This is a genomic window from Sorangium sp. So ce834 (genome assembly GCF_051521425.1).
Taxonomy (GTDB): domain Bacteria; phylum Myxococcota_A; class Polyangia; order Polyangiales; family Polyangiaceae; genus Sorangium; species Sorangium cellulosum_D.
Genome location: NZ_CP150351.1, coordinates 13,489,461 through 13,502,138, shown reverse-complemented (window position 1 = coordinate 13,502,138; position 12,678 = coordinate 13,489,461). Strand labels below are relative to the sequence as shown.

8 protein-coding genes are annotated in these 12,678 nt (G+C 72.9%); 2 read left to right on the top strand and 6 right to left on the bottom strand.

The features are described from left to right. Positions 1-73: 73 nt before the first annotated feature. From WMF20_RS49410 to WMF20_RS49395, 4 genes are all read right to left on the bottom strand, one after another. The gene (locus WMF20_RS49410; protein ID WP_129580767.1) at positions 74-442 is read right to left on the bottom strand and encodes a cupin domain-containing protein; all 369 of its coding nucleotides are present in this window, start codon (positions 440-442) and stop codon (positions 74-76) included. Positions 443-456: 14 nt separating this feature from the next. Next, positions 457-906 carry a 1,2-dihydroxy-3-keto-5-methylthiopentene dioxygenase gene (locus tag WMF20_RS49405; RefSeq protein ID WP_129582077.1) on the bottom strand — a complete coding sequence of 150 codons (450 nt, stop codon included), beginning with the start codon at positions 904-906 and terminating at the stop codon, positions 457-459. A 70-nt stretch (positions 907-976) separates the two neighbouring features. Continuing rightward, complete coding sequence (locus WMF20_RS49400) at positions 977-1,996, bottom strand: FHA domain-containing protein (RefSeq protein ID WP_437609033.1); 1,020 nt, start codon at positions 1,994-1,996, stop codon at positions 977-979. Positions 1,997-2,030: 34 nt separating this feature from the next. Continuing rightward, complete coding sequence (locus WMF20_RS49395; protein WP_129580765.1) at positions 2,031-4,040, bottom strand: methyl-accepting chemotaxis protein; 2,010 nt, start codon at positions 4,038-4,040, stop codon at positions 2,031-2,033. Between the two features lie 417 nt (positions 4,041-4,457). On the opposite strand from WMF20_RS49395, the gene WMF20_RS49390 reads away from it, so the two are divergent. Beyond that, positions 4,458-6,209, top strand: a complete 1,752-nt coding sequence (locus tag WMF20_RS49390) for a sensor histidine kinase (RefSeq protein WP_437609031.1) — start codon at positions 4,458-4,460, stop codon at positions 6,207-6,209. Between the two features lie 51 nt (positions 6,210-6,260). Here the strand turns inward: WMF20_RS49390 and WMF20_RS49385 are convergent, their stop codons facing one another. Further along, positions 6,261-10,124 carry a DUF4215 domain-containing protein gene (locus WMF20_RS49385; protein ID WP_437617246.1) on the bottom strand — a complete coding sequence of 1,288 codons (3,864 nt, stop codon included), beginning with the start codon at positions 10,122-10,124 and terminating at the stop codon, positions 6,261-6,263. Positions 10,125-10,737: 613 nt separating this feature from the next. On the opposite strand from WMF20_RS49385, the gene WMF20_RS49380 reads away from it, so the two are divergent. Further along, positions 10,738-12,243, top strand: coding sequence for a Do family serine endopeptidase (locus WMF20_RS49380; protein WP_437609029.1), 1,506 nt, complete (start codon positions 10,738-10,740; stop codon positions 12,241-12,243). Positions 12,244-12,274: 31 nt separating this feature from the next. On the opposite strand, the gene WMF20_RS49375 is transcribed toward WMF20_RS49380, so the two are convergent. After that, positions 12,275-12,559, bottom strand: a complete 285-nt coding sequence (locus WMF20_RS49375; protein WP_437609027.1) for a TOBE domain-containing protein — start codon at positions 12,557-12,559, stop codon at positions 12,275-12,277. Positions 12,560-12,678: the final 119 nt, after the last annotated feature.

Here is a 12,678-nt window from a genome sequence, read left to right as displayed (position 1 = left end):
CGCTCGGCGAGCACCCGGGATCCAGGATCTGCGCCGCGCGCGCGCTCTCGTCCATCGCCACCCCGCGCGCACCTCACCCGGCGTCGCGCCGCGCGAGGTCCGGCGCGAACGCCGGTATGCAGAGGGCGAAGTACTCGCTCTCCTCGTCGAACGGGTTGCTGTAGCAGACGCGCTGATCGGGCTCCGTCCAGATGGCCTGCCCGGCGGAGAGGTCGACCGTCTCACCCGCGATCTCGACGCGCATGCGGCCGCGGATCATCAGCGTCAGCTCGCCGAACGTGGGCGTCTGCGCCGGCTCGCTCCACCCGGGCGGCGCCACCATGTGCGCCAGGCTGAACCCGTCCGTGCCGGTGTTCACGCGGCCGAAGAGCTCCTCGATCAGCTTGCCGCCCGGCACGGGGATGCGGGTAGCGGACGTGACGAGACGGTAAGGGCGCGCCATCGGGGACCTCCAGATCAGAACGCGCGCGTCCGATCGTCGGACACGCGGTAGAGCTGCATGAGCAGGTGGCGGCCACCGTACGGCTGCAGGTAGCGGAGCGCCGCGGCCTTGTTCGCCACGAAGCGGTGATAGCGCCGCGCGGGCACGGCCACGAGATCGCCCGCGCCGACCCAGATCCGCATCCACTCGTCGTTCATGCAGCGGACGTCGTAAAGGGCCTGCCCCTCGAGGAAGAGCCGCACCTCGTCGCCGAGGTGGCAGTGCTCGTCCGCCTCCCGCGCGCTCTCCGCCTCGTCGCGAGGATTGCTCGTGTCGCGGCGGACCTCGTCGTGCTCCGTCCACCCGCGCTCCGCATGCACGCGCTGCAAGGCAAGCGCAGCTGCGCCCGGGTCGAACGTGCCGCACCGGATCCCTTCCGCCTGGAGCTCCGCCTCGGTGAACTCGATCTCGCCTTCAGCGCTCATTCGGATCGCACGCATGCGCACCCTCCGGGACTGGGCTCTTCGACCTCTGCGCGCGCGCGACGTCAAGACGCTAACCGCGTCCAAGCAGCCACATCAGACCTGCGATGCTGAGAGCCAGCACACCCAGCGCGAGCAACGCAATGAGCGCCTCGGTGAACCCCCACCCGCTGCCCTGCACGACGCGCGGCGCCGCCGCGGCAGGCCGCGCGAGCGGCGATAACGTGCTCGCGGAGGCAGGTGACGGCGTCGGCGTGGAAGTCGGCGAGGATGACGTCGCGGACGCCTCCTCGGGCGAAGGAGGCTCGACGGCCGTATCAGGAGAGAGCGGCTCGCACGGGCTGCGCTCGATCTCCGCGAGCGCCTCGGCGGCCGGATGCTCGAACACCAGCCGATCGGCCGAGATCGCCAGCACCTGTCCAGGCCGCCACACCGTATCGAACTGAGGCACCGGAGCGCCGTCGAGCGAGGCGCCGGAGCGCGATCCGAGGTCCTGCACTGAGAATTGATCGCCCCTGCGCGTAATGGCCACATGGCGGCGGGAGACGTCCGGGTCGTCGAGGGTGAGATCGGCGTCCTTGGCGCGCCCGACGAAGTAGGGCCGCCCGGGCGCCTCCACGCGCAGCGCGCGGCCGAGGTCCGGGCCGTCCACGACGACGACGCGCGGCGTGGGATCCTCGCCCTGGGCGGCGAGGCCGCGGGCGACGAGCTCGAGGGCGAGCTCCTTGGCGGCCGCGGCGGGGGACGCCTTCGGGACCGCCGGCTCGATCCGGAGCGCGAGCCACACGCGCCCGATGCGGATGCGGTCGCCGGTGCGCAGCGGCATGGCCGTGCGCGGGGCGATGCGCGTCTTGCCGAGGAAGGTGCCGTTCTCGCTGCCCTCGTCGAGGAGCAGGTAGGTGGCGCCGCGCTGCCGGATCGACGCGTGCCGGGGGCTCACGCTCGTGTCGGGGAGGCGGACCTCGCAGCCCTCGGCGCGGCCGAGGATGATGCGGGGCGCGTCCAGGGTCAGCGAGAGCTCGCCCTCCTTCCCCGCCCCGCCGGGCGAATCCCCCGCCCCGCCGGACGAGAGCACCACGATCGTTAGCGCCATCGACGCTGCCTCTGCGCGGAAGGGCCGCGGGGGGTCAAATCGCCGCCGTGCGACGCATCCGCTCGGTGGCGCTGACGAGCTGCCGCACCGCCTGATCCTGCTGCCGCGCCGCCTCCTCGATGCGCTTGCCGGCCTCGATGAGCTGCTCGCCGCCGCGCGTCTGGCTGCGGTGCGAGGCGTTGAGGCTGTGGACCTGGTTCGAGATCTGCTCGATCGCGCTCGTGATCTGGCGGCCGCCGCGCGCCTGCTCCTGGCTCGACCGCTCGACGTGCTGCGTGATGGTCCGCATCTTCTCCGCGCTCTTCATGATGAGCTCCGAGCCGCGCGCCTGCTCGGCCGTGGCGGCGGCGATCTGCTGCACCGTCTCGGCGATGCGGCCGATCGCGTCCGTGACCTGCTTCGACCCCTTGGCCTGCTCGACCGTGGCCCGGGCGATGGCGCGCACCATGTTCGTCGACTTCTGTGAGCTCTCCAGGATCTTCTTCAGCGCCCGCTCGGCCTCGTTCGACACCTCGACGCCGCGGTCGACGTTGTGCGCGCCGCGCTCGACGGCGGCGATCGCGTTCTTCGACTCGGACTGGATGGTCTTGATGAGCTCCGCGATCTCCTTCGTGCTGCCGCCGGCGCGCTCGGCGAGGTCCTTGATCTCGTCGGCGACGACGGCGAAGCCCTTGCCGTGCTCGCCGGCCTGGGCGGCGATGATCGCGGCGTTCAGCGCGAGCAGGTTCGTCTGCTCGGCGACGTCGTCGATGACGGCGAGGATCTGCCCGATCGCCTCGATCCGGAAGCCGAGGTTCGAGATGACGGCCACGGCCTCCTGGCTCGACTCCTTGATGCGGTAGATCTCGCCGATCGTCTTCAGGATGGCCTCGGCGCCCTTCTCGGCGTCGGTCGCCACCTCCTCCGAGAGCCGGGCCGTCTCGTTCGCGTTCGACTGGACCTGGTCGATGGAGACGTCCATCTGGTTCATCGAGGAGCTCGTCTCCTCGGCCGTCAGCGCCAGGGCGTCGACGTTCTTCGCGACCTCGCGGATGGAGTAGGCCATCTCCTCGATCGACGAGACCGTCTCGCGCACGCTCGACCCGAGCTCGCCGACGTTCTCGGCGACCTCCTCGTTCGTGGCCGTCATCTCGAGGATGCTCGAGCTCGACTCCTCGGCGCTCGACGCGAGCGACTCGACCGACTGGGCGATGTTGGCGAGGGCGGTCGTCATGTCGCGGATGTACACGGTCGCCTGCTCGCTCGCGTGCATGACGCTGCTCACGCCGTCGCTCAGCTTGGGCAGGAGCTCGTCGAGCAGCACGGTGGCCTGCGCCAGCTCGGACCGGCGCTGCTTGTCGCGCAGCTCGGACTGGGTGACGCGCTCCGCGATGCCGGTGAGCTCCGAGTAGAGGCGCGAGAGCTCCGGCGGCGCGCCCGGGGGGACGCGCACCCGCTCGCCGGCGGTGGCGCGCAGCACGGCGTCGACGAGCGCGTCGACGTCGATGTCGGGGCCGCGCTGCGCGAGGTCGTTCACCTTGCGGGTGAGGCTCGTGCACTCCCGCTCGAGGGTGTCGCGCTCCTTCACGAGCCCGTCGCGCTCCTTCACGAGCCCGTCGCGCTCGCGGCTCAGGCTGTCCCGCTCGCGCTCCAGGGCGTCGCGCTGCCGCTCGACCCCGTCGCGCTCGCGGCTCAGGCTGTCCCGCTCCCGCGCGAGCTTGTCGCGCTCCTCGGCGAGCGCGTGGCGCTCCTCCGCGAGCTCGGCCTGCCGGCCGGCCAGCTCGGCGATCTGCTCGTAGGTCTCCGCGATGTCGGCGGGGGCGCCCTCGGGCAGCTTGGGCCGCTTGCCCCGCGCGGCCGCGCGGAGCGCGTCGCGCAGGCCCCCGAGGGGGACGCCGCCCTTGCCGGCGAGGCTCGCGTACACCACCGCCACCGCCGCGGAGAAGCCGAAGAACATGAACAGCTGGCCCGAGAACTCCGCCAGCGACCTCGACGCGAAACTCAACCCGAGGCCGACGAGCGCGAGGACTACGGCGATGGGGATGGAGAGCTGCTTGGAGTTCATTTCGTGCGTTCCAGCGCGGTCGAGCGGCGGCGCGCGCGTGGGCCAGCGCGCACCCGACGACCCCGAGGACGACCGAGCGTAAGAGGCGAGTGCCCCCCGGTGCAAGGAGAGCGCGCGGCAGAAGCGCGGCGAGGGCCCGCGGGCAGGCGAGCCGCGGACCGAGCGCTCCCTGGGCAGAGGCGCAGGGGCGGCCGCGCGGCCAGGGGCGGCGTGTGGGGAAGTCGCGAGGAACTTGGACGATCTCGACCCGATGGCGTATGCACGGAGACGGCGGCGGAGAAGGACCGCCGCGGGGGCTCGGCGCGGGCGCCGGTTCCTCTAGGTTCGATCCTGAACACCGCCGCAGACCGCGGCGGCCGCCCGGCCGTCCTGGCCACCGGGGTGGCCACGCGGCCGGGCGGCCGTGGCCGCCCCGCCATGCCCCTCGCCGCTCGCCTCCTGCTCGCCTTCGGGCTCGTCGCGATCATCGCGACGGCGTTCGTCGGCCTGACGTTGCGCGAGGCGTCGCGCGAGATCATCGAGAGCGGCTTCGCCGATCGGATCGACGCGGCGCACGCCGGGGTCCGGCAGCAGCTCGCGTGGGAGGCCGAGGCGCTGCGCGATCTCCTGCCGCCGTTCTGCCAGCACGACACGTTCGTCGACAAGGCCCACGTCGAGCTGGAGCGGGCCAAGGGCGACCCGGACGCGATGGACCCGACGAGCCGCATCGCGCTGCGCCGCCTGGTCCCGAGCCAGGCCATGGCGCTGCGCCTCGACGAGCTGTCGCTCGTGGCGGGCAACGGGAGCGTCCTCGCGGCCGAGGACGCCTCGCGCATCGGCGCCCGCGACCCGCGGCTCGCGGAGGCGATCAAGGCCCCCGGGGGCGCGCCGCGGCTCCGGCCGGCGAAGGCGGGCGGCGAGCCGTCGCTGGAGGTCCACTGCGCCCTGTCGCGGCACGGGGTGACGGTCGGCCTCGTGGGGGCGCGGCGGATCGGCCCGGTGCTCGCGCGCATCGGCGACGCGTACCACGTGCGGCTCACGGCGGCGCCCGAGGGGGAGCCCGCGCCCCGGAGCGGCGAGGCCGAGGTGGTGCGCGTCCTCGACTTCCCGGAGATCCCGGGCCTCGGCGTGGTCGCCTCGGTGTCGCGCGAGCCGCTGAGGCAGGCGCTGGCCCGGCTCGATCGCTCGATCGCGCTGACCGGCGCCACGGTGCTGGCGATCGCCCTCGGGATCGCGGTGGTGCTGGCGCGCAGCCTGTCGCGGCCGATCGCGGCGCTGGCCCGCGAGACGCGCGAGGTGATGAGCGGCGCGCCGCGGCGGGTGGAGGGGCGCGGGGGGCGGGAGATCGCGGATCTCGCGGCGGCGTTCAACGCGACCATCGACGAGCTCGCCGCGATGCGCAAGCGCCTGGCGGCGACGGAGCGGATCGCGGCGCGGCGCGAGGTCGCGCGGCAGATCGCCCACGAGATCAAGAACCCGCTGGCGCCCATCCGGGCGGCGGTGGAGACGCTGCGCCGGCTGCGGCAGCGCGAGGACCCGGCGTTCGACGACTACTTCGAGGAGGCGACGTCGACGGTGCTGAACGAGGTGCACCGGATCGCGAACATCGTGACCGAGTTCACGCGGTTCGCCCGGCTGCCGGCGCCCAACCCGGAGCCGGTGGATCTCGTGGCGCTCGCGCGCGGGGTGGTCACGCTGCACGCCGCGCCGGCGGGCGAGGAGACGGGCGGGACGGGCGGCGCGGCGCCGTCGCGGGTCGAGCTCGTGGCCGAGCCGATCCCGAAGGTCTCCGCGGACCGGGACCAGCTGATCCAGGTGCTCACGAACCTGGTCCAGAACGGGCTGGAGGCGGCGGGCGCGGTCCGGCGCGACCCGCGCGTCTCGGTGACGATCGGCCCGCTGCCGAACGATCGCGTGCGGATCGTGGTGCGCGACAACGGGCCGGGGGTGGCCGACGACATGGTGCCGCGCCTGTTCGAGCCGTACGCGACCAGCAAGGAGAAGGGGACGGGGCTCGGGCTCGCGATCGCGCAGCGGATCGTGTTCGAGCACGGGGGGGAGATCAGCTACCGCAAGGCCCAGAAGGGGGGCGCGGTCTTCGAGATCTGGCTGCCGGTCGGGGGGCCGCCGCTCCTGGAGAAGCCGCCGGGGGACACCACGGTGCGGCCGAGGGCGCCGGACGTGCCGTGACAGGGGCGCCGCCCGCGGGCGGCGCCCCCGTCGCGTCGCGGGGCCCTCTGACTAGAGCGGCTGGTTGTCGTACTTGCAGGCCGAGCTGCAGCCGTCGCCGCTCGTGTTGTTCCCGTCGTCGCACTCTTCGTAGGGGCTCTGCCGGATGCCGTCGCCGCAGTGCGGCCCGTACTTGCACCCCGGCGCGCACTTGCCGTAGCCGCCGGTGTTCTTGCCGTCGTCGCACTGCTCGGGGCCGTTGACCACGCCGTCGCCGCAGCGCGGCCCGTACTTGCACAGCGGGCCGCACTCGCCGTAGCCGCCGTCGTTCACGCCGTCGTCGCACTGCTCGCCGAGGTGGGCCTGCACCACGGAGTCGCCGCACTGGGCGCCGAGGCGGCAGTTGCTGCTGCAGCCGGTCGCCTCGTTCGGGGGATCGCACTGCTCGCCCCACTCCTCGTCGATGCGGCTGTCGCCGCACCGGGCCGCCGGCGTGCAGTCGGGGAAGCAGCTCCCGTAGAAGCCGTCGTTCACGCCGTCGTCGCAGGTCTCGGCGCCGTTGATGACCGCGTCGCCGCAGTACGGACCGTAGGTGCAGGAGGCGCTGCACCCGTTGTACGCGCCGGTGTTCATCCCCTCGCCGAGGTCGCAGTCCTCCTCGTCGGGCTGCACCACGCCGTCGCCGCACCGCGGGCCGTAGAGGCACATCGGGGCGCACTCGCCGTAGCCGCCGTCGTTGCGACCGTCGTCGCACTCCTCGCCGTAATTCGACTGCACCACCGCGTCGCCGCAATGCGCGCCGAGCTGGCAGCCCACGCAGTTCGGGTCGGTGGGGTCGTCGCACTCCTCGCCCCACTCCTCGTCGACGCGGCCGTCGCCGCACCTCGACGCAGGCGTGCAGTTCGGGTTGCAGGTGCCGTAGAAGCCGTCGTTCTTGCCGTCGTCGCACTGCTCGGGCCCGTTGACCACGCCGTCGCCGCAGGACGGCCCGATCTCGCACGCGGTCGTGCAGCCGCCGTAGCCGTTCGCCGTGTTGCCGGAGCCGAGATCGCACGCCTCGTACGGCGCGTTGACCAGGCCGTCGCCGCAGCGGGGCGGGGCCACGCACCCCGGCGCGCACGCGTTCGAGGCGTTGGCGTAGGTGCTGTTGTTGACGCCGTTGTCGCAGGCCTCGGGGCCGTTCTTCACGCCGTCGCCGCAGTAGGCGCCGAGCTGGCAGTTGTTGCACTGGCCATAGCCGGTCCCGTTCGCGCTGCCGTCGTCGCACTCCTCGCCCGGCGTGACGACCGGCGGGTCGACCCCGCACTGCGGCGTGCACACCGACGTTCCGGCGCTGAAGCCCGCCAGCGTGAGCTGGTAGTTCGACCCGGTGACGTGGCGCTCGGCCTGGAACACCGCGATCTCGTAGACCTTGCCCGCCTCGAGGTTGAGGTTGACGGGGTAGGGGGCGCGGTTCGGGCAGTTGTTACCGGTGCAGGGGGTCACGAGGGCGGTGCCGTCGTCCCGGATGGTCACGCTCTCCTGGATGCGCTCGTGGATGCCGCCGATGTCGACGGTCAGCGTGTTCTTGATGAACACCCAGACGTCGTCGTCACCGTAGAAGGTGAGCACCGGGTCGGGCGCGGCGGGGTTCGGGTTGAACTGGAACCAGTACCGGACCTCGCTCGTGAAGTAGAAGTTGTGCCCGCCGTCGCGCGTCCGCTCGTGCCCGGTGGCGACGAGGCTGCCGAGCGCGGGATCGGCGCCGGGCGGGTCGATGTCCACCGGCCAGAACGGGCTCCGCTCGTACACGAACCTGCCGGGGGTCGTCTCGAGCAGCTCGATCGTGGTGAGGAGCGTCCGGTTGTACGTCTCGTTGTCCCGGTACCACCACTGGAAGTTGGTTTGCCCCGAGGTATAGCCGTTGCTGCGGGCCGGCTCGAAGTAGCCGAGGCCGTACGCGTTCACGGGCTTGCCGTCGGCGTCGAGCGTCGGCTGGACGGTGCCGTCGAGCTGCGCGCCCGAGGAGGGGGTGATCTCGAAATCGAAGTGTCCGATGATGCCGTCCGTCAGGCGGGCGTCGCACTGGCTGTTGCTCACGCTGCGGTCGTAGCTATCCGGGCACCAGCCGATGAAGTCGCGGATGACCATCGGCAGCCGCATCTCTGTGGGCGCCACGGTGCAGACGTAGCCCGGCTCGATCCGGCAGTCGGCGGAGCAGCCGTCGCCGCTCTCGGTGTTGCCGTCGTCGCACTGCTCGGTGGCGTCGCCGGGCAGGAGGATGCCGTCGCCGCAGATCGAGAGGCACGCGCCGGCGCTGCAGTCGGGCTCGCGCTTGCAGTCCGGCGTGCAGCCGTCGCGCCAGTTGCCGTTGCCGTCGTCGCAGACCTCGGTGCCCTCGCGGACGCCGTCGCCGCACACGGAGCGGCCCGTGCAGTCCTGGGGCTCGCGATTGTCGCACACCCGGCCGGGCTCGATCCGGCACCGATCGTCGCAGCCGTCGCCGGAGACGAGATCGCCGTCGTCGCACTGCTCGGCGCCGACCTTGATCCCGTCGCCGCAGACCGTCTTGCAGGGGAACCCGACGCGCGAGCAGTCCCACCCCCTCTCGACGGTCCGGCAATCGGCGCTGCAGCCGTCGCCGCTGGCCGGCTCCTCGCCGTCGTCGCACACCTCGTCGCCGCCGATCACGCCGTCGCCGCACACGGGGGGCGGGGGCGGCGTGCACGCGCCGCCGGCCGGCGGGCACGTCCAGCCGAGCTCGATCTTGCACTGCGCGGTGCAGCCGTCGCCGCCCGCGGGCGACGCCCCGCCGCCGTCGTCGCATTGCTCGCCGACCTGCACCACGCCGTCGCCGCAGAAGGTCCTCACGGTGCAGGGTTGGCCCGGCCTGCAGACCCAGCCCTCCTCGAGGCGGCAGTCCGCGGAGCAGCCGTCGCCGCTCTTCGGCACCGCCTCGCCGTCGTCGCACTGCTCGCTGCCGTTCACGCGGCCGTCGCCGCAGCGGTAGAGCAGGATGCACGGCTCGCCCGGCCTCGGGCACACGTACGACGGATCCCGCACCTGGCAGTCGGCGCTGCAGCCGTCGCCGTCCGCGGCGTTGCCGTCGTCGCAGAGCTCTCCCGGCTGCACCTCGCCGTCGCCGCACTCGAGCAGCCGCTCGCAGGGCGACCCGGGCGTCGGGCAGTAGTAATAAGGCTCCTGCCGGCACAGGCTCGAGCAGCCGTCGCCGCTCGCGGTGTTGCCGTCGTCGCACCCCTCGCCGGTCTCCTTGGCGCCGTTGCCGCAGACCGGCAGCGGCGTGCACGGCAGACCGGGCCGGCTGCACTGATATCCCGGCTCGCGCTTGCACTGGGCGTCGCAGCCGTCGCCGGACGCGGGCGGATCGTCGCCGTCCTCGCACTCCTCCGAGCCGTTCACGCGGCCGTCGCCGCACCGGTAGAGCAGGATGCACGGCTCGCCCGGCCTCGGGCACACGTACGAGGAGTCGACGTAGAGGCAATCGGCGCTGCAGCCGTCGCCGTCCGCGGTGTTGCCGTCGTCGCAGAACTCGCCGGGGTGGAGGATGCCGTCGCCGCACGCGATGGTCAGCCGGCAGGGCTGGCCGGGCGTCGTGCACTCCCAGTAAGGCTCGATCTGGCACTGCCCCGAACAGCCGTCGCCGGGCAGGGTATTGCCGTCGTCGCAGGCCTCGGCCTCCTGGTTCTTCTCCCCGTCGCCGCAGGCGGGATCGGGCGGCAGAAAGCACTCGGGCGGCGGCTCATCGACGTCGCACGGATCCGGCTCGCCCGCGCCGCTGCCGCCGAGGCCATGGCCGCTGCCGACCGTGAACTCCGGCACGCCGCCGGCGCCGCCGGAGCCGGGCCCGCCGGTGCCGGAGCCCGCGCCGCTCCCGGAGCCCGTGGGGCCGCTCGAGGACGAGTCGCCCCCGCCGCAAGCCGCCGTGATTTGAAGCAATCCCAACGCCAAAGCCAGATAAGAGGTTCTCAAGCCCACAGCCACCTCGATAACGCACGTTGCGCTCAGCAGAGGCCAACGGCGCTAGGATGCACCATATCGTAAACGCGCCTCACACCTCTAGCGGTAAATCACACCTCGTTGTCTTTACCGTTTCGCCGTTTCGCCGTGCGGCTGTGCTCGGCGCGCCCCGCTGCCTTGGCCTTTCCCTTTCCTGTCCGTCGTCGTGATCGTCGTCCTGCCCGCGCAGGCCGAGAGCCGCGCGAAGGGATGACGCACCTGACGCGACGCAGGGTGCCGGCGGGGGGTTGACGGATAGCTGCTGAGGCGAGCGCGGCAGGGCTTCCTGCTTGACAAAGCCGGCGTTCCGGCTCGTCCGCGCGCGACGCGGCGTTCGCGCCACAGTGTCGCGAGCCGCGGGGAGAGCTTGAGACAAATCGCCGCGGCGGAGTCGGCCGTGGGCCTCGGCGCTCTGGCTCGCGCCGGAGGACGAGAGGGAGCGATAGCGCCGCCGCCTCGCGCCGCTGGCCAGCTCATCCATCCTCCGCGCCGGCCGCCGCGCCGGCGGCCGGGCGCGGCGCCCGAGGGCACGGGAGATGAATACCGCGCCGGCATGCACGCACGCTGGGCCCTTCCTCTCGCCGTGATCACCGCGCTTCCGCTCGGCTGCCGGGCGGAGCGCCGGGTCGAGCAGATCGCCGAGGCGACCCCGCCGCCGGCTCCGGGGCCGCTCGACGTGCCGCCCTCCGCCCGCGAGGCGGTCTCGCTCCAGGAGGGCTTCGCGCCGATCGTGTCGCGCGTGAGCGCCGCGGTCGTGAACGTCTCCTCGGTGCGGTTCGTGCGCCCGCCGGCGCCCGAGCGCGTCCCGTTCTTCTCGAACCCGTTCTTCCGCGAGTTCTTCGGGATGGGCGGCGACGGGCGCGACGGCCAGGGCGGCCAGGAGGGCCAGGCGCCGGGCCCGCTCGTGCAGCGCGAGCAGAGCCTCGGATCGGGCGTGATCGTGTCGCGCGAAGGCCACGTGATCACCAACGCGCACGTGGTCGAGGGCGCAAGGGAGGTGCGCGTCGCCGTGCCGGGGAGGCAGGAGATGAAGGCGACGGTCGTCGGCGTGGACCCGAAGACCGACGTCGCGGTGCTGAAGCTCGCGGGGGGCGAGTTCGCGTTCGCGCCCTTCGGCGACTCGGACGCGGCGCGCGTGGGCGACTTCGCGCTCGCGATCGGCAACCCGTTCGGCATCGGCCAGACCGTCACCCAGGGGATCATCAGCGCCGTCGGCCGCGGCAACATGGGGATCGTCGACTACGAGGACTTCCTCCAGACCGACGCGGCCATCAACCCGGGCAACTCGGGGGGCGCGCTCATCAACATGGCGGGTGAGCTCATCGGGATCAACACGGCCATCCTCACGCGCGGCGCGCAGGGCAACCAGGGCATCGGGTTCGCCGTGCCCTCGAAGCTCGCGCGCGCGGTGATGGAGCAGATCATGGAGCACGGCCGCGTGATCCGCGGCGCGCTCGGCGTCGCGATCCAGGACGTCTCGCCCGGGCTCGCCGAGGCGCTCGGGCTGCCGCCGGACACGCGCGGCGCGGTGGTCAGCGACGTGTCCGAGGGGAGCGCCGCCGACAAGGCCGGCCTCCGGCGTGGGGACGTGATCGTCGCGCTGCGCGGGGAGCACCTCGCCGACGGCCGCGACCTGCGGATGCGCATCGCCGAGACGAAGCCGGGCACCCGGGTCGAGCTGCGCGTGCTCCGCGACGGGCGGAGCCTGGAGCTCGCCGCGACCCTCGACGAGCTGCCGGAGCCGAAGGCGGAGGCGCCCACGCCGGCGCCTGCGCCGACGGGCGCGCTGGGGATCGAGATCGCCGCGCTCTCGGACGACCTGCGGCGGCGGTTCGAGATCCCCGGCGACGTGAAGGGCGCGCTCGTCGTGGGGCTGAGCCCGGGCAGCCCGGCCGCGCGGGCGGGGCTCGGCCCGGGGGACGTCATCCTGGAGGTGAACCGGAAGCCGGTGACGGCCCCCGAGCAGCTGAAGCAGGAGATCGACGCCACGGACAAGCGGCCGGTGCTGCTCCTGGCGTGGCGGGAAGGGCGGACGCGCTTCGTGCTCGTGGAGCGGTGAGCTCGGGCGGCGCGCGCCGCGCCGGCCCCGCTCAGCCGGCGATCACCATGATCTCGGTCGCCTTGATGAGCGCCTGCACCTCCTTGCCGACCGAGAGCCCGAGCTCCTTCACCGCGTCGCTCGTGATCACCGCGACGAGCTCCGTGCCCCCCGGCCCCTCCATCACCACCTTGGCCATCACGTCACCGACCACGATCTCCGTGATCTTCCCGGGAATCTTGTTCCTGCCGCTGATCTGCATCCCCTCACCCCGGGGGATCGTAGTGCCGAGCTGCCCGATCGTCCCCGCGCGGGCCGCCGAGCGTCTGCGTCTCACGGCCACGAGTAAGTTAGGATGGCTAACTAATCGTTCCGGCGCGGGCCGCTGCCAGGAGCCCCACGGTCGCGCGTAAGTTAGTAAGGCTAACGGATCGTTCCGCGCGGGCCGCTGACGGC

What these genes read in the sequence shown, in the direction of transcription:
- WMF20_RS49410 (WP_129580767.1), bottom strand. Translation starts at nt 442, where the DNA reads ATGGCGCGCCCTTACCGTCTCGTCACGTCCGCTACCCGCATCCCCGTG.
- WMF20_RS49405 (WP_129582077.1), bottom strand. Translation starts at nt 906, where the DNA reads ATGAGCGCTGAAGGCGAGATCGAGTTCACCGAGGCGGAGCTCCAGGCG.
- WMF20_RS49400 (WP_437609033.1), bottom strand. Translation starts at nt 1,996, where the DNA reads ATGGCGCTAACGATCGTGGTGCTCTCGTCCGGCGGGGCGGGGGATTCG.
- WMF20_RS49395 (WP_129580765.1), bottom strand. Translation starts at nt 4,040, where the DNA reads ATGAACTCCAAGCAGCTCTCCATCCCCATCGCCGTAGTCCTCGCGCTC.
- WMF20_RS49390 (WP_437609031.1), top strand. Translation starts at nt 4,458, where the DNA reads ATGCCCCTCGCCGCTCGCCTCCTGCTCGCCTTCGGGCTCGTCGCGATC.
- WMF20_RS49380 (WP_437609029.1), top strand. Translation starts at nt 10,738, where the DNA reads ATGCACGCACGCTGGGCCCTTCCTCTCGCCGTGATCACCGCGCTTCCG.